The organism is Fulvivirga sp. M361 (assembly GCF_007097395.1).
Lineage (GTDB): Bacteria > Bacteroidota > Bacteroidia > Cytophagales > Cyclobacteriaceae > Fulvivirga.
This window is the reverse complement of record NZ_VKDC01000001.1, coordinates 226,413-244,705: the sequence shown is the minus strand read 5'-3', so window position 1 is coordinate 244,705 and position 18,293 is coordinate 226,413. Positions and strand designations below refer to the sequence as shown.

13 protein-coding genes are annotated in these 18,293 nt (G+C 41.7%); 11 read left to right on the top strand and 2 right to left on the bottom strand.

What is annotated here, in order from left to right; all coding sequences use genetic code 11:
- Positions 1 to 42 precede the first annotated feature (42 nt).
- Positions 43 to 2,337 carry a fasciclin domain-containing protein gene (locus tag FNH22_RS00975; RefSeq protein ID WP_143396418.1) on the bottom strand — a complete coding sequence of 765 codons (2,295 nt, stop codon included), beginning with the start codon at positions 2,335 to 2,337 and terminating at the stop codon, positions 43 to 45.
- Between the two features lie 174 nt (positions 2,338 to 2,511).
- Here FNH22_RS00975 and FNH22_RS00970 point away from each other — a divergent pair, with 174 nt between their 5' ends.
- The 5 genes from FNH22_RS00970 to FNH22_RS00950 all read left to right on the top strand — a co-directional run bounded on the left by FNH22_RS00970 (position 2,512) and on the right by FNH22_RS00950 (position 7,459).
- Positions 2,512 to 3,462 (top strand): ABC transporter ATP-binding protein, encoded by a 951-nt coding sequence (locus FNH22_RS00970; protein WP_185154023.1) that lies wholly within the window; start codon positions 2,512 to 2,514, stop codon positions 3,460 to 3,462.
- Positions 3,459 to 5,009: an ABC transporter permease/substrate-binding protein gene (locus FNH22_RS00965; RefSeq protein WP_143396416.1), complete on the top strand. Its 1,551-nt coding sequence runs from the start codon at positions 3,459 to 3,461 to the stop codon at positions 5,007 to 5,009. The genes FNH22_RS00970 and FNH22_RS00965 overlap by 4 nt, the downstream gene beginning before the upstream one ends.
- Before the next feature lie 69 nt (positions 5,010 to 5,078).
- The gene (locus FNH22_RS00960) at positions 5,079 to 5,963 is read left to right on the top strand and encodes an AraC family transcriptional regulator (protein ID WP_143396415.1); all 885 of its coding nucleotides are present in this window, start codon (positions 5,079 to 5,081) and stop codon (positions 5,961 to 5,963) included.
- A 74-nt stretch (positions 5,964 to 6,037) separates the two neighbouring features.
- Positions 6,038 to 6,868: an oxidoreductase gene (locus FNH22_RS00955; RefSeq protein ID WP_143396414.1), complete on the top strand. Its 831-nt coding sequence runs from the start codon at positions 6,038 to 6,040 to the stop codon at positions 6,866 to 6,868.
- A gap of 138 nt (positions 6,869 to 7,006) precedes the next feature.
- Positions 7,007 to 7,459 carry a hypothetical protein gene (locus FNH22_RS00950; protein WP_143396413.1) on the top strand — a complete coding sequence of 151 codons (453 nt, stop codon included), beginning with the start codon at positions 7,007 to 7,009 and terminating at the stop codon, positions 7,457 to 7,459.
- Positions 7,460 to 7,462: 3 nt separating this feature from the next.
- On the opposite strand, the gene FNH22_RS00945 is transcribed toward FNH22_RS00950, so the two are convergent.
- Positions 7,463 to 8,575, bottom strand: a complete 1,113-nt coding sequence (locus FNH22_RS00945; protein WP_143396412.1) for a tetratricopeptide repeat protein — start codon at positions 8,573 to 8,575, stop codon at positions 7,463 to 7,465.
- Positions 8,576 to 8,889: 314 nt separating this feature from the next.
- Between FNH22_RS00945 and FNH22_RS00940 the strand changes: the two genes are divergently transcribed.
- The 6 genes from FNH22_RS00940 to plsY all read left to right on the top strand — a co-directional run bounded on the left by FNH22_RS00940 (position 8,890) and on the right by plsY (position 18,042).
- Positions 8,890 to 10,008, top strand: a complete 1,119-nt coding sequence (locus FNH22_RS00940; protein WP_143396411.1) for an amidohydrolase family protein — start codon at positions 8,890 to 8,892, stop codon at positions 10,006 to 10,008.
- A 148-nt stretch (positions 10,009 to 10,156) separates the two neighbouring features.
- Positions 10,157 to 10,609 (top strand): LEA type 2 family protein, encoded by a 453-nt coding sequence (locus FNH22_RS00935; protein ID WP_143396410.1) that lies wholly within the window; start codon positions 10,157 to 10,159, stop codon positions 10,607 to 10,609.
- 122 nt (positions 10,610 to 10,731) lie between these two features.
- Complete coding sequence (gene tpiA / locus FNH22_RS00930) at positions 10,732 to 11,493, top strand: triose-phosphate isomerase (RefSeq protein ID WP_143396409.1); 762 nt, start codon at positions 10,732 to 10,734, stop codon at positions 11,491 to 11,493.
- Positions 11,494 to 11,534: 41 nt separating this feature from the next.
- Positions 11,535 to 12,371, top strand: a complete 837-nt coding sequence (prmA, locus tag FNH22_RS00925) for a 50S ribosomal protein L11 methyltransferase (protein WP_143396408.1) — start codon at positions 11,535 to 11,537, stop codon at positions 12,369 to 12,371.
- Positions 12,372 to 12,470: 99 nt separating this feature from the next.
- Positions 12,471 to 17,300 (top strand): hypothetical protein, encoded by a 4,830-nt coding sequence (locus FNH22_RS00920; protein ID WP_143396407.1) that lies wholly within the window; start codon positions 12,471 to 12,473, stop codon positions 17,298 to 17,300.
- Between the two features lie 94 nt (positions 17,301 to 17,394).
- Positions 17,395 to 18,042 carry a glycerol-3-phosphate 1-O-acyltransferase PlsY gene (gene plsY / locus FNH22_RS00915; RefSeq protein WP_143396406.1) on the top strand — a complete coding sequence of 216 codons (648 nt, stop codon included), beginning with the start codon at positions 17,395 to 17,397 and terminating at the stop codon, positions 18,040 to 18,042.
- Positions 18,043 to 18,293 lie beyond the last annotated feature (251 nt).

The window sequence follows — 18,293 nt, the reverse complement described above, 5'->3', positions numbered from 1 at the left end:
CACAAACCTGCCGGAGGGGGCAGGCTTGTGCACGACATATCATTATTCTGTGGGAAGTAATACTTCGTTTACAACATGGATTACTCCGTTAGTTCCTTGAATGTCTGTTGCTACAATTGTAGCAGTAGAAGCGTTAGCTGTTACCGCCAGGGAGGTGCCGTTTACAACAAACGTTTCGAATCCTCCTGCACCATCCGATAACAGTGTGGTAACCGTGTTATCTTGAGGAGTAAGATTGCCTGATACTATATTACCATTTGAAACATGATATAAAAGTATATCCGTAAGAGCCTGACCCGTAGGCAGAGGAGCGACAGTTTCAATGGCGCCGTCTGTTGGAGCAAATACGGTAAACGGACCTGTTCCATTTAAAGTCTCTACCAAATTCGCATCACCTAGTGCGCCTGCAAGTAATCCGAAATTTCCATCACCAGCAGCAAGTTGAACTACAGTCGGTGGTACAAGCACACCATTTAATACATGTACTATTCCATTTCCGCCATCCAGGTCCACCAGGTCAGTATTGATGGCAACATCACCTGTTAACATGGCACCATCTTTTATTTGTAAAGAGACCGTAGTAGATCCTTCGGCTGCATCAGCTGGCCCTGGGCTTAAAGTAGGTAAATAGATCGTCGTAGTAGGGTTGTCATTGAGGCCGGGGAGTGCTGTGGAAAGAACTCTTTGTCCTAATACGTGATACAACAATATATCTGCCAAATTTGGCGCTGCTAAAAGATCGTCTGCGGAACTAAAGTCAGGAGAAGCAGTGATAAATGCCTCAAAAGCAGCATTCGTAGGAGCGAAGACGGTCAAGTCCATTCCACTCGTCAGGTCATCAATTAACATAGCTCTGTCAAGTGCTGCTATCAATGTAGTGAAATCTTTATTGAAATAAGCGATTTCCACAACAGTGCCTAATGTACTTAACTCCAAAGGTGGAACTAAAACAGCATTGATTATATGCACAACGCCATTACTTGCAGCTATATCTGCGCTTGATACCTGTGCAGCCCCATCATTAATAGTTACAGCATCTACGGTTTTACCAATCTCTACATCATCACCTAGTGCTGTAGTAATCGTTTGACCGTCTGTCAACTGTCCGGATCTTACACCTGCTGTAGCTACTACATGATATTGTAACACACGCTTAAGTACACCTTCAGGAATATCACTTATTCTATCTTTACCTAATGTTTCTAATAGTCCCCTAAAAGCCATATTGTCAGGAGCGAACACAGTAAATGTACCTTCCCCACCAAGTAAACTTACCAGGTCGTCGAATTTCGTTAATGCTACCACAAGAGAATCCAATCCTTCCGTTTCAGGAGCGGTGGCGATGGAAACGATGTCGTCAATACGTAAAGAAGGTGGAAGAAGTACCCTGTCGATGACATGTACCACACCATTACTAGCATCAACATTGCCTGTAACAACGTTTGTATTTCCGTTCAAAGTGATATCACCTGATTCATTTACCACAGCGATAGTTTCATCGTCTTGTAATGTAGTCTCAGTTGCAGCGGTTAGATCTGTAGATCTTTTTTCTCCGTTAAGTACGTGGTATTTCAAAACGGCAGTCAATACCTCAGTATTACTTACCAATTCTGCTAACGTTCCGAATCTGCCGTCTGCAGCAATAAAGTTTTCAAAAGCTTCATTCGTAGGTGCAAAAACGGTGAAGGGTCCGTCACCCGTCAGCGTAGTCACGAGGTCTGCAGCTGTTACGGCATCCACCAAAGTACTCAAGTCATCATTATCTTGGGCGAGTTCAACAATGTTTTGAGGTTGAACGGCCAGTGAAGGAGGAATCAACACCTGATTGATCACATGAACTACTCCATTACTTACATCATTATCTGCGCCTGTCACAGATGCATTTCCATTTAATACTACACCGTTATCTACATTCACACTAATAGGCTCTCCTTGAAGAGATGTAATGTTTCCATTATTCAGATCTGCTGCAAAACTTTCTCCGTTTACTACATGATATTGTAATACAGCAGTAAGTACCGTTTCGTCATCCAATAAATCTTGTATGGTAGAATATTGACTATTTGCCGCTATAAATGCGTCAAAAGCAGCATCAGTAGGAGCAAATATGGTAAAAGGCCCAGGCCCCTGTAATGTACCCACCAAATTGGCTTCCGTAAGGGCGGTTACTAAAGTGCTTAGGTCGTCATTTGATTGGGCTAATTGTACGGCGTCTTGTAGTCCCGGTCCGTCATCGTCATCCCCACAGCTGGAAAGCGACGCTATAAGAAAAGCCATTAAGACTACGAGCAGGTACGCTTTGACTCTACTCATTAATACTACAGATGTTTGTTGCATGATTTAAATGTTTGATTATAGTTCAGTTTAGTTGGTAATGTATCTATAACTGTCTCTCATGCCGTTTGTCCTTCGGTTTTAGAGTGAGCTGTCCGATTCGTGGAGTGAATGGCAGCTTTGCTTACGGTAATGGATTTTTTACTCCGCCTTACATTAGCTAGTTTTATAAAGTCCATGATTAAAGTCAAAAATCTGTCGAAAAGTTATGACGGCCGTCGGGTAGTTAATGATGTTTCTTTCAAAGTTGACCGTGGACAAACACTGGTTCTCCTGGGAACAAGCGGTAGTGGTAAAAGCACCACATTAAAAATGATCAACCGTCTCATCGAAAAAGACCAGGGAAATGTATGGGTGAATGATCAGGACATTGATGTATCGCCTTCGCACCTGTTAAGAAGGAAAATTGGCTATGTAATACAGCAAATAGGGTTATTTCCTCATTATTCTATTGCTCAAAATATTGCGCTTGTGCCTCAGCTTTTAGGTTGGCACAAAGCCCGGATCGATGGTAGAGTGAATGAATTGCTGAACCTGGTAGGACTGGAAGATACTATAAAGCACCGTACTCCGGATCAGCTCAGCGGAGGTCAGCAACAGCGTGTGGGCCTGGCCCGGGCATTGGCGTCGGACCCTGAGATCATTTTAATGGATGAGCCCTTTGGTGCATTGGACCCTATTACGCGTGCGGAGATACAATCGGAATTTAAGCTCCTGAAAAAATCGATGCATAAGACCGTGATCATCGTCACTCATGACAGTAAGGAGGCTTTTGAACTGGCTGACAGGGTGGCGTTGATGAATAACGGGCGGATCGAACAGATCGGTACACCAAAAGAATTGCTATTTCAGCCCGCCAGTGATTTTGTTGCACAGTTTTTTGCTTCACACTATGTAGAACTTGAGTTAACAGCTATTAAAATCAATGAACTGTTGCCTTTTTTAGCTCCTGTTGAAATGGATAAAAAAGTTTCCGGTCCATTGCCGGTGGATATTTCGGTGAGTGAAGCTGCTCAACATAATCGATCCGGGGCCATCTCATTTTCCGCGGACAAGAATGACTTCATTATTCCCGAAGGGCAATTATTACCTTTGTTTTATGCTAACCTTAACCATGTGGTGCCGTGAACGAACTCCACAAGTTCATAGCATTCATTGTAACTAACCAGCAGGAGTTACGGTCACAGATAAGTGAGCACTTATGGTTGACGCTTGTTTCGCTTTCATTGGCGGTTGTGGTAGGACTGTCTCTGGGTATCTTCATCACCAAAACACCAAAAGCTTCTCGACCGGTACTGGTGTTTGTCAATGCAGTGCAAACCATTCCCAGCATAGCACTTCTGGGCTTTTTACTCCCCTTTTTTGGCATAGGAGCTGTGCCGGCCATTATTGCGTTATTTCTCTATGGATTATTGCCGATAGTTCGTAATACCTATTCAGGTATCATCAATGTTAACCCGGCCACCAAAGAGGCTGCCATTGGTATGGGCCTGGACAGGCGACAGGTACTCTTAAAAGTGGAACTGCCATTGGCCATGCCCGTGATATTTGCCGGCATACGTACGGCTTTTGTGATCAATGTGGGGGTGGCTACTTTGTGCGCCCTGATTGCTGCCGGAGGACTTGGTGAGTTCATTTTTCGTGGTCTTAGTACGAATAATACCTATATGATCCTGGCGGGAGCTATACCCGCAGGCGTCATGGCACTTTTTTTTGATTGGGCCATGGGCCTCGTTCAGAAACACATTTACCAGCTCAAAAAGCCTTTGATGATGTTGGTTTTGCTGATAGCGGCGTTCTTGATATACAAGAGTTTGGGCCAAACCTCTTCTCATCAGTGGACTGCCGGTTTTCCATCTGAATTCATCGGCCGTAATGACGGATACATTGGTATGAAGGAACAGTATGACCTGGACCTGGAGGTGAAGGAAATGGAAATAGGACTGATGTACCTGGCGCTCAAAAATGGGAAGGTTGATCTGATCAGTGGATTTTCTACCGATGGGCGCATAGAGGCATTTGGTCTTACTATCCTGGAAGATGACAAAAACTATTTCCCCCCTTATCATGCGGCCCCTTTAGTAAGAAGAGATATGATACAACGTTATCCGGATGCGGCAAAAGCACTTGCTATGTTGTCAGATAAAATTAGTGACAGTGACATGTCTGCTATGAACTTCCTGGTAGATGAAAAACAGCAGAACATTAGAGAAGTCGCAAGGGATTTTTTGAAAAACCTTGGGTTAAATACCTCTGTTGAAAGAAAAGGGCAGGCAGATATCATCATTGGCTCGAAAAGCTTCACGGAAAATTTTCTTTTGGCAGAGATGTTCAAATTGGTGATAGAAAACTATACAGGTCTGACTGTTGAACTCAAATTGGGTTTTGGAGGTACTAAACTATTGTTCGATGCTATGAACGAGGGCCATATCGACCTATACCCTGAATATACCGGTACGGGTTTGCTGGTAATCCTTCAGCCGGAAGGAGCGGTATTGCAAAAAATACTGTATGAAAAACAGGAGGTATTGGATTATGTACAACAAAAATTTCAAGAGAAATATAATATGGAATGGCTCCCTCCTTTAGGGTTTAATAATACCCATGCTATCATGATGCGCAAAAAAGAAGCGGACAGGCTGGGTATTCAAAAGATCAGTGATCTGTCTAAATGAATGTCAGAGGTCGGACGATTGTAACAAAGTTATTACACATACATCTAAAATACTGTTGCCAGCATATCCATGAATAATCTCTTTCCTTACTACTCCATAGGTCATTTCATTAATCAGCCTGAAAGCAAAACTGAGTTTGAGATCACTCGTTTTGACGAAATGGAAGAACCTGAGGTAGATGATGTTCATCGACATACCTTTTATGAGATCTTATGGGTGGATGCAGGAGTCAGTAGACAAATCATCGATTATGTCGAGTATGATTTAAGTGAAAACAGTCTTTTTTTCATTTCGCCGGGTCAGTTGCATGAGTTTGAAGAATGGCAACCATTAAGAGGAGGTACGATTATGTTTACTTCTGATTTTTATTTGTTCAATCAGCAAAACCAGGAGATGCTTTTTGAGCTAAGTTTTCTTGATAATGTATATACCAACCCTGGTTTGAAGCTGAATAGGAAGGACTACGTTGACATAAGACGTACCATAGATCTATTGATAACGGAAAATAAAAGAACAGATCGCAGCGCGCCTATCCTGCAATCCTATTTACATGTTTTATTGACCCAGATACAGCGTAGTATAAATTTACAGTATGAACAGGTGCTACCGAAAAGATACAATGTACTGTACAAACAATTCCAAACCCTTATCGACGAAAGGTTCCTGGAGAATAAGACAGCGCGTGACTATGCCGCTATGCTCAATGTTACAGGTCATCATCTGAATCATATTATAAAACAAGTGACAGGAAAAACGGCCACTGAAGTCATTCGATCACGTACCATGCTCGAAGCTAAGCGTTTGTTGACATTTACCGATTTTACCGTTTCGGAAATAGCCGCCCGGCTGGGTTTGTACGATAGCTCTTATTTCGCACGACTTTTCAAAAAAGAAACGGGCAGTGCTCCCGTTGATTTCAAACATAAGATGTCCGAAAAGTACCGAACAAGATAGGTTTTATTCTAGCGTTACAGTGTTCAGATCGCACATTTTTGTATCATAATTTTTAATTCTTAACAGAAGGTATTATGACAAGTAAAATTTGGTTTATTACAGGTATATCCAGTGGCCTGGGAAAGGCGCTGGCTGAGACGGTTATTCAGAAAGGTGATTTTGTCATTGGGACATTTCGTCAACAACGGCAGGTAGATGATTTTAATGCTAAGCATTCCGAAAAAGCACTTGGTGTTTTGCTAGACGTGAGAGATTTCGATGCGATTAAAAGTACTTTTGAAATAATAGAAAAGCGGTTTGGAAGGTTGGATGTTTTGGTTAATAATGCTGGTTTTGGCGTGGCTGGTGCTGTCGAAGAAACAAGTGAAGAGGAAGTTCGTCAAGTATTTGAAGCAAATTTTTTCGCAGCGCTGGAAGTGACAAAAGGCGCGTTACCTCTTATGAGGAGGCAGGGCTCCGGTCATATTTTACAAATTTCGTCACACGGAGGGTTCAAGGCGTTTGCCGGGTTTGGCATATACAATGCCAGTAAGTTCGCCCTGGAAGGTTTTAGCGAAGCACTGGCAGCGGAGGTATTGCCTCTGGGAATAAACCTTACGATAGTGGAGCCCGGTCCGTACAGAACCGGTTTTGCAGGTAATGCTTTTCGATTGGCCCAGGATTACATTCCGGATTATAAGGGAACAGCCGGTGTGTTCCGCGAAAAGATCAAAGCTGTAGATGGGAAGCAGGAAGGAGATCCTCAAAAAGCGGCTGAAGCGATCTTGGGAATTACTCAAACTGAAACGCCTCCGTTGAGGTTACCATTGGGAAAAGTGGCCGTTGGTACATTAATGGCAAAATTGCAAAACGTACAACACGATCTTGACCAATACAGACTACTGGCCGAAAGTGCTGTTTTCTAATAGTTTTAGGTTTTTTCAGTGTATGATGTCTTATGCACTTTGAAAGTTACTGGTGAGAAATCCTATGATTATTTAATAATCGCCCCCAACGTTCGTTAATGAACCAGTGTCTTAAGGTTGGAGCTAGATAGAATAACAATGAGAGAGACACTTTTTATGAGTATTGTGCTATTGATGGTGGTGACGGGATGTAAGCAGCGCGCTTCTACATCAAAACTTAGTAATGAGGCTATTTATGTAAAAGCATCCGTATTACCTGAATATGAAATGCCCGCCTCTGACCCCTTCAGAATATTAAATGCAAATGTAGAGGAGGAATTCCTGAATATAAGAGTACAATATCCCGGGGGATGTACAGTGCATGAATTTGAATTGCACAGGCCAAGAGTCATTTCCTCTGAGCAGGCATCGCATTTGCAATTGGTGCTCGAACATGACGCTCGCGGCGATTTATGCGAATCTTTGCCTATTCAGCAGTTACAGTTTAATATCAATGATAAGTATCGACATTTTTCATTGCAGGAAATACAGCAGATGCACATAAGTGTGATCAATGCAAGTACGGGAACAGCAATGACGGTTCAAAAATAGTCTTCATTTGCAATGCTCACGTATGGAGGATTGGGCATCTTCGGAGCCCAGTTCTACAGCGGTATTGAGGTCCAGGCAACCATCATAGTTGTTGCCCAAGCTGATCTTCGCCAGGCCACGCTGATGAAACGTTTCGGGGTCATTAGGGAAAAGTTCTATGGAATAAGAATAATCTTGAACAGCGCCTTTAAAATCCTCCAATGAAGCCTTGGCCAGAGCACGATTATCATAATACACAGGATTATAAGCATCCAGCCCTATAGCTTTTCCATAGTCTTCTAACGCACCTTCATAGTTTTTGAGGTTAAATTTAATGACACCACGCAGATTATAGGTATCCGGGTCTTCGGGGAATAATTCCACACTCTTGTCATAATCAGTGAGTGCCCCCTCAAAGTCTTCCAAAGCACTTTTGGCGAGTGCCCGGTTTTCATATTTTACAGGGTCTTCACTATCCATTTCGATGGCCTTGTTATAATCAATCAAAGCTTCTTCTACCTGCCCCAGGTTATAACGTGCCACACCCCGGAAACTGTAGGCTTCCGGGTCTTTTCCATCCAGGGAAATGCACTTGTTATAATCATCAATGGCGCTGATGTATTCTTCCAGTTCTGCTTTTATAACTGCCCGGTTAAAATATTTGTCAGCATCATCAGCATCCAATTCTATAGCTTTTGAGAAGTCAAATAAAGCTCCTTGAAGGTCTTCTACATTGTATTTTGCAAAGCCCCGGTTATTATAGGCCTCAGCCATAGTATTATTGTGCCTTACGGCCCTGTCAAAATCTTCTATTGATCCATAATCGTCCCCAAGGTTGAATTTCGCCTCACCCCGGTTATTAAGTGCATCAGCAAAAGTCGAATCCAGGTCCACAGCAAAATTATAATCGCCAATAGCGCCATAAAAATCACCAAGCTGATTCTTGGCATAACCCCTTTGATTATAGGCCATTTTGTTTTTAGGGTCCGCTTCGATCACCTGGGCAAACCATTTCACAGCTTCTTCAAATTTTTCATTTTTAATACTTTCAAGTCCTTTGTTATAAGGTCCTTCTGTAGATTGAGCAGAAACAGTAGTATAAGCCAGAGCACAAACAATGATCAAAAAATTCTTCATAGCAGCAAGTTAGCAAACATGCCAAAGATAAAACCATTTCTAATAATTACTATACGGATCATAGCTAGTGTCAAATCACGCTTGCATTGTAATCGTCATTTACAACGAACATAACGGCTAACCGATACTATGGTCGGCAATAGGCAAGGGGCAGTAGGCTATAATTTGTCCTAAAACTTTGCCCACGGCTTGTTGGTGACTGCCAGCTCCTCGAATAATACAGAATACAAGTTTATGGACCTTTTCATAGTATGTTGCTGCAAGTGCCAACTTTAAAAGCAGTAAATCGTTAGATTGGCTAAAATTTATCCCATATGAAAAAAATTACCTGTGCGTTGTGTTTGTTATCATTCATCATATTCAATTGTCAGGGCCAAAATGGTACTGAGAACACCGGAGAACCCAGAATGGATTGGGAAAAATATGATCCTCCATCTACATTGATAGTACCTGAACATCAGGTGACACGAGCCAGGTATCCATTTATAGATGTTCATAACCATCAATTCAATATGCCTAACCAGGACCTGGATGACCTGGTAGAAGAAATGGATAAGCTGAATATGGCGGTGATGGTCAACCTCAGTGGAAGAGGAAGAGGGTCTGAAGAGCACCTGAAAGGTAGCCTGGATAATGTGAATAAAACTGCACCTAACCGATTCATTGTTTTTACCAATATTGACATTCAGTCCATTAATGAAAAAGGGTGGACGGAACGAACAGTGAAACAAATCGAAAGCGATGTAAAGCTTGGCGCTAATGGCCTTAAAATATATAAAAGTCAGACCATGGCAGTAGTAAACGGTCAGCGGGTGACGATCGATGATCCGAGAATTGATCCTGTATGGGCTAAGTGCGGTGAACTGGGTATACCGGTGCTTATTCATTCTGCAGACCCCAAACCTTTCTGGTCTCCACATGACGAAAACAACGAACGCTGGCTGGAACTTAAATTGCGCTCACGTAGAAAACGGAGTGATACTGACCCCGCACCCTGGGAGACCATTATTGCAGAACAGCATGATATTTTCAAAAAGCATCCCGGTACTACATTTATCAATGCACACCTGGGTTGGTATGGCAATGATCTTGGAAAGCTGGGGGAACTAATGGACAGGTATCCTAATATGTATTCAGAAATAGGTGCCGTGATTGCTGAGTTGGGACGGCAACCGAGAATGGCAAAGAAGTTTCTAACGACCTACCAGGACCGTGTGATGTTTGGAAAAGATTACTGGAATCCTGAAGAATACCATACTTATTTTCGGGTGCTGGAAACGGCAGACGAATACTTTCCATACTATAAAAGATATCATGCTTTCTGGAAAATGTATGGATTGGACCTGGAGGATGAAGTACTAAAAAAATTATACTTTAAAAATGCACTGAAAGTCATTCCAAATATTGATGCTTCGCTGTTTGAGGGGCTCTGACATTGACTTATTGTACTTTTCGTTTTTTAGTTTTAAGAATTACACATCTTTGGCATGATTATCGACATCATTCAGATGGCCAATTAAAAAATAAAAAATATTGATCACATCAAGTAACAAAGCTATTATACCGGGCGTCTACCTACAGATGAAAAGAATTGCAAGCCTGCTTTTATTGACTGTATTATTATTCGGTTGTACTCGCCCTAAAGAAGCTCCGGTTTTTAAACGGATAGGTAACGTTAAAGTAACAGAAATAACCGGCAGCCAGGCATTATTAAATGGGGATGCCTTTTTTTACAACCCAAATGATGTCAGTATGAAACTAAAAAAGGTAAATATTGATGTCACTCTTGCAGGAAAGAAGATAGGTTCGATTGAACATAAGTTGAAAACGAAAATACAAGCCTTGTCCGAGTTCAAAGTGCCTGTAGACGCCAAATTTAATATAGGAGATGTAGGGGTACTCAATAGTATCATGAGTATGATAGGGGGTAAAAAAATGAAGGTACGCTACACCGGAAATATTAAGATGTCTGTATATGGATTCCCTATATCTGTACCTGTTGATTATGAGGATGAGATCAGGCTTAAATTTTGAGGTAGCCTGTCATTTATCAAACCATCACGCGTTTTACAAGTGCCCGACAAAGCGTATCTTTGACGCTTAAAAGTAAGTCGCTGAAAGCGATGCACAATTGTTCAATATTCTAAGCGAAAAAAATGCGTAAAAAAATAGTAGCCGGTAACTGGAAAATGAATAATACCATTGATGAAGGATTACAACTTACCTCTGAAATAGCCAGTATGGTCGTCGATGAAGTTGCCAATGATGCAATCGTTGTTTTGGCCCCTCCATATATCCATTTAACCAAAGTAAAACAACTAATAGGAACAACCAAAAACATGTATTTGTCAGCCCAAAATTGCAATGAGCAAGCTTCCGGTGCTTACACTGGGGAGATATCAGTTCCCATGTTGGTTTCTGTTGGAGCTGAATACGTTATTTTAGGGCATAGTGAACGTCGTGAGTATTTTAATGAAAACAATAAACAGCTTGCTGCTAAAGTGGATGCCTGCCTCGCAAACGGGCTAACACCGATTTTCTGTTGTGGGGAGTCATTAGAAACACGTGAAGGAGGGGATTTCATTGCCTTTGTTTGCCAGCAAATAAAAGAGAGTTTATTTCACCTTTCTAAAGAAGACTTTTCAAAAATCGTTATCGCTTATGAACCTATTTGGGCTATTGGTACCGGCATGACGGCTTCATCAGATCAGGCACAGGAAATGCATGCGGCTTTACGTGGTTATATCGCTGAACAATACGGTAATGATATTGCAGATAATACTTCCATTCTGTACGGAGGTAGCTGTAAGCCTGATAATGCCGCTGAATTATTTGCATGTTCAGATGTGGATGGAGGTTTAATTGGTGGTGCGAGCCTTAAATCACGTGATTTCGTAGATATCGTTAAGTCCTTTTAATAACATGTAACGGGAGTTAATAACTGCCGTTAGATCTTTATATGGCAGATACTAACTTTTTGGCGATCAAACTTTATTGTTCGGAAGAGATCAAAGAAATACTTATCGCTGAGTTATCAGCGATAAGTTATGACTCTATGATGGAAACCGAGGATGGGTTAGAGGCTTATATTGAAGAAGAGCTATTTGATGATGTTGAGCTTAACGCTGTGCTGGGCAAATACTCAGGATTCAAATTGTCTTATGAGGTAATGCGGGTGGCGCCAAAAAACTGGAATGAAGAGTGGGAAAAAAACTATGATCCGATTGAGGTTGAAAAAGAGATATATGTTCATGCCACTTTTCATGAAACTCGTGAAGACTTCCAGTATAATATTGCTATTAATCCCCGGATGTCATTTGGTACGGGGCACCATGCTACTACCTATTTGATGTTAAAAAATCAACTGGGAGTCGATCATACAAATAAACATGTCCTTGATGCGGGTACAGGTACCGCCATTTTAGCGATAATGGCCGAGAAACTGGGAGCTTCTGAAGTCATAGCTTATGACAATAACTCCTGGAGTACGGAAAATGCACCTGAAAATGTTTCATTGAACCATTGCCGCCATGTGAAGGTATTGGAAGGCACCATTCGTACCCTTCAGCTTGATCGTAATTTTGATATCATTCTTGCAAATATCAATAAAAATGTACTTTTAGATGAAATGAAAGAATATGTCGGCCATTTGGTCACCGGTGGTAAGTTGCTATTGAGTGGGTTTTATGAAAATGATAATGACGACCTTATCGGGAAGGCCAGTTCATGCGGTCTTGGGCTAATGACATCTACAGAAAAAAATGGTTGGTCATCTTTGATTTTCCATAAAAAGTAGATAAAAACAATCCTCTTGGAAGATATTACGTTATCACTTAAGCCTTCTAATCTTCTATTTATTGGTTTATTCACAATAATTTAAGAATTTGACAGATTGATGAGGAGTGTTCTCACATATTTTTTGCTGTTTCTTGTCATAGGAACATGCGGTATCTCACTTACTGCTCAGGGTCAAATAACGGCCGATTCATTAAAAAATCGCCTGAATGACTCCCGATCGCAGCAAACGCTTACTATCCGCGATGATTTTCTGACGGCCTGGCCACGCCTGGGCCCTGAAATACAGGATAAGGCCATGCGACAGGTAGCAGCGATCATGAATAAGAAGTATAGTACACGTGGTATTATAGATCTTTATTTCAGGTCTATTGCTGCTGCCAAGGACATAGAATTTGCCAATGACCCTACTATTACACCCTATCTGAATGTGATGCAAAAGATGATTGATAATCATGACAAAGATGAGATCCTGACATTTCTGAGGGCATCTACACAGTTTTTTGAACACCATGCACTGTACTATGCCAACGCCAGCAAACTATATGTTCAAAACGATGCATATCAATTCCAATACATTGAAGCCCCTGAAATCGAAGAAGCACCCGTAGAGGAAGAGCCGGAAGAAGAAGTATTCGAAGAAGAGGAGTCAGAACGTTTTGAAGACTGGGACGAAGAAGAACCTGATGAGGACTGGGATACTGAATGGGATGATAGCTTTCCAGACGAAGATACCGGCCCCACCCAGGAAGAATTGCTTGCCCAGGCTATTACAGGGGGTAATGTACTGCCAGTCATAGAAGGCCCTGTGATCACATTTGATGAGGCAGAACTTAATTTCGTTTCACAATATGATTCTGTTTTCCTGAAAAATACATCTGGCAGCTACCTTTTATTATCACGGCAATTTGTTGGGAAAGAAGGACGCTTCAACTGGACAATGGCTGGATTAGGAGAGGATTCTGTCTACTGTGAATTAACGGATTATAGCCTGGATGTTACCAAGTCAAAATTAAGAGCTGAAGCCGCCAGGCTAACATACATAGGTAAGTTAGAGAGTAAAATAGACGGAGTTTTCGAATATAAAAGTAGTCGTCATGATTCTACCACAGATGCCAGTTATCCCAGATTTCAATCTTACTACAGCAATATACCGGTCAAAGGTCTGGGTGAGGGGTTCATTTATCGGGGTGGGTTTTCTTTGAAAGGGGCCAAGATAAATAGTTCATCAGTATTTGGCGACGGTTCGCTGATAGAGGTACAGGATGCCACTTCAAGAAAGTTTAGGGCCAGGGCTGATATTTTTGAATTTCAGGATTCATTGGTGAGCACCAAACGGGCCCGTGTTGTTATCTATCAAGGAAATGACTCGATATATCACCCCGCTGTAAGGCTGAATTATGATTTGAATAGCAAATATTTAACACTTCAAAAGGACAAAGGCGGTTATAGAAATACACCCTACACCGCTACGTATTTTAATATTGATTTTACAGCTGATATTATCCGTTGGGACCTAAATTCCGACAGCCTGGATGCTTCTATCTTGGAAGCTCGAAAGATCGTGCCGGCCTATTTTGAATCCAGTGATCATTACAACAAGGAAGATTATCGCTCACTGGGCGATAAATTGTATGATTTTAATCCGTTGGGTATTGTTACTTATTATGCTTCCAAGAAGAGGGTAGATGAATTTTATGTGAGCGACCTGGCTAAGTTTTATAAAAAAGATGAACTCCTTCTGCGCGGAGCAATGCTCTACCTGGCTCAAAAAGGATTGATCGGATATGACTATAATAACGGTCTGGTGACGGTAAAGAAAAAAGCCAGGCATCTTTTTAATTCTAAACGAGGCAAAAAAGACTTCGATAATATCATCATTGCGTCTGTAATCGATACAAGCCCAAATGCTACCCTGAATTTTGCCGAGCGACAATTGACAGTGCGTGGCGTAGAAAGTTTTAGAGTCAGTGATTCTTTGAATGTGATCATTGAGCCTGATAGTAGTGAAATAACATTACTCCGTGATCGGGACATACGGTTTGATGGTAAAATATACGCAGGTAATTTTGAATACATTGGACGTGACTTCACCTTTAAGTATGATAGTTTCCTTATCTATCTTAATCAAATAGACTCCATTGAGTTTTTTGTAAAAGACGAGAACAGCCGTGGCAACCAGGGAAGACGAAAAGTGAAGAATGCGTTAGTTTCTTCTGACTCTATTCAGGCCAGTAGCGGGGTGACAAACAATCTTCAAAGTGGTTCTGGAACACTGTTTATCAACAAGCCAAACAATAAATCAAGCAAAAAAAAATACTTGAATTATCCCCGTTTCAATTCTGAAAAAGGCCAGGTGGCCTATTTTGATAAGAACGATGTGCTGGATGGTGTCTATGATAAATCGTTATATTTTCTTGTTCCCCCCTTCGACCTGGACAGTTTAGGGGGTTCTGATCCGGCAGCTATTGGCTTTAAAGGCACTTTTGGCTCTAGTGGAATGTTCCCGGATTTCGAGGAGACACTGCGTATCCAGCCTGATTTTTCGTTAGGCTTTCAACATGATATACCTCCGGAAGGTTATGCATTATATGAAGGAGAAGGTAGACTCTTCAATAAGTTAAGCCTGGACAGTCGCGGCCTCAGGGGCACTGGTAGGATAGACTTTCTTACCACTTCACTGGAATCGGAAGATTTTATTTTTTACCCGGATTCAGTTACCGGAAGCGGTAATTATTTTGAGATCAGAGAGGCGGAATATAATGGCGTCATCTTTCCGCAGGCGAGTTTGGCTAACTACGAAATGCTATGGTTGCCTAAAAAGGACAGCATGTATATTAAGAGTGTAGAAGATCCTTTCCAGTTTTACAACGAAACAGCTTCGTTGGATGGTACTGCCATTGTGACCAATAATGGAGTTTATGGCTCAGGGCTCCTGGCTACCAGAGGTTCACATGCTAAATCAGACAAGATCACGCTCAAAAATGATCAGTTTTATGCAAGGCATGCCGAATTTGATCTTGAATCAAGCAATCCGGAAAAACCGGCATTGCATGGAGATGACGTACGCTTGAAATTCAACCTTAACGAAAATTATGCTGTGATAAGCCCTGAAGTGGAAGGTGAAGCTGCCATCGAGTTTCCCTATGCCCAATTCAAAACGTCTATTACGGAAGCACGCTGGGACCTTGAAGAGCAAAAAATTACTATGATAAAACCGGATGATGTGCCGATTGAGAGCTCCTATTTTTATACCACCAGGAAAGACCTGGACTCACTGAGGTTTAATGCCACCAAAGCAGAATATGATATTAATTCATTGGAATTAAAGGTGAGCGGAATACCCTATATCATTGTGGCGGATGCAAAGATAACTCCCGAAAACAATGAAGTACTTATCCTGGAAAACTCTCGTATTGGTCAATTGACGAATACTACCATTATCCTGGATACCCTTTATGGATACCATCGCTTGACGGAAGGAGTTATCGACATCAAATCCAGGAATGAATTTTCAGGCTATGCTACCTATCAGTTTATCAATGCCTTAAATGATACTATTCCCATAAAAATGGAAGATTTCCATCTGGAAGATATCCCGGCTCCGGGTACCAGACGTAAAGATGTATTGGAAAAACATACTGTAGCTAACGGGTCAGTTGCAGAGACCCAGAATGTGCTGGTTTCTCCGGGGATGTACTATAAAGGAGATTTGATACTTTATGCACACCAACCGGCTATGGAGCTTTCGGGTTATGTAAAACTGGACTTAGATGAACCAGGATATAATACCTGGATCAATCATAGCAGTAGCGCTGATCAGCAAGAAGTAATGATAGATTATGATAACTCCACCACGGAAGATGGCCGTCGTCTGGAAGCGGGGCTACATTTTGCTGCAGGAGATAACAGTCTTTATCATTCTTTTATAACCGAGAAATTTACGCCTGATGATGAGGACTTTTTTACTCCTTCAGGCCTGCTTTTTTATGATGAAAAAACCAATGAGTTTGTCATTGAAGACACCGTGAAAGGAAATGGCAATGCATTCGCAGGTAAAATTTTCAGGTACAACCAGGCCACTTCTGAGCTGAGGTTTGAAGGGCCGGCCACTTTTATTGCTCCCAGTAAAGATGCGGATATTAAGGCCGCGGTCATTGGTCATGCTAATATCAATGACGTAAAATACAAGATGAATTCCCTTTTTTCTATTGATTTTAAGCCAGTACCTACCCAGGCATTTGATATCATGGCAGTGGATATTCTTGATGTGGTAAATAACCTGGGTGCTCCGGAGGGGCTGGGTGACCAAACGGAGTTGTTGTATAAACTGGCGGATATCGCAGGCGAACGTGCTGCCAGGGAATATGAACAACGCTCTTTACAAGATTATGTGCCCCTGGCGGGTTTCACTAAAGAAACTTCAACTTCCATGGTGTTTGCCAATGTAGATATGATCTGGTCCGTTGACTTTAAAGCTTTTTATAGCGAAGGTAAACTAGGGTTATCTAATCTGCAGCGCAGCGATATTAATGGGGCCTTTGATGGCTTTATGGAAGCGAAAAGGAATGAAGACGGAGGGCCTGTTTTCAACCTGTTCCTGAAGGCCTCTGCTGATTCCTGGTATTACTTCAGTTACGAAGATAGCCGACTGCTGATCTATTCGTCCAATAATTCATTTAATACCGTAATTAGCAAAAAAAGTAATGGCGCCAAAGCCAAAATAGGAGATTTGGTTTTTGCTCCCGGAGACAAAGCAGAGACCCTGAATTTTATCAATAGATTCAGGCTTCAATATTATGGTATAGAGGAACCTTATCAGTTGGACTCTGACGTAGAAGAGGAAGAAACCAAGACCGATCCTGATGCCGATGGAGAGGAGGAAACTTCAGATGATGATGGTTTTGACGACGATGACGACGGGTTCTGAATTTTAAAAAACACTCTGAATTCATTATATTTGTATTTGTTATGTAAGGAGTAAGCCATCGCTTACTTCTTTTTTTATCTTAAAACATTACTATATGGAGGTGCTTCCCGTTGCTATTTCTTTGATATTATGTTACGTACTAGGCTCGATCCCTACTGCCGTTTGGTTTGGTAAAGCGGTATTTGGTATGGATGTCAGAGAGCACGGCAGCGGTAATCCTGGTGCAACGAATGCATTCAGAGTGTTGGGGAAAAGAGCTGGAACCATTGTAATGTTGGGAGACATCATCAAAGGGCTCGCAGCCACTTCCATTGCTACACTACTGGTGCGAAGCAACGTAATTGCAGCGCCTGATCTGGTAACATATAAATTGATCTTTGGGGTGGTTGCCGTTACAGGTCACATTTTTTCCGTATTTCTCAATTTTAAAGGAGGTAAAGGTGTTGCCACACTTCTGGGTATGATGATATCCATACATTACGAAGTGGCCATAGCCTGCGTGCTGGTATTCCTCATCTCTTTGATCATTACAAAGTACGTTTCGTTATCTTCTATTATCGGAGCACTTTCGTTTCCTTTTATGTTAATGTTCATCCCAAGGTTCAAAACAGGCGAGCCTCTGCTGATCATTTTCGGACTTTTCCTATTCATAGTGATCGTATGGACGCATAACAAAAACATCAAGCGTCTTGTACATGGTGATGAAAACAAAACCTACCTGATCAAAAGTAAAAAGGACTGACTTACCACCGTGCTCGCCGGAACCCGAAGTTTTACATCATTGATTATAGATCAATTTCGTTAACAGGTCAGACAATAATTTCGATTTCTACAATAAAGCATAGGGTTCTTCTGCTATACATTACCATGTTTCAACGTTGAGAATACAGGCCATCTGATTTCTTATTTAAGAGAAACCCTTAAACGATGGGTGTACTGTACTTGTTGGAGCACCTGATGTTTTCATTGGTAAATATAATAGTGTTGCCAGGT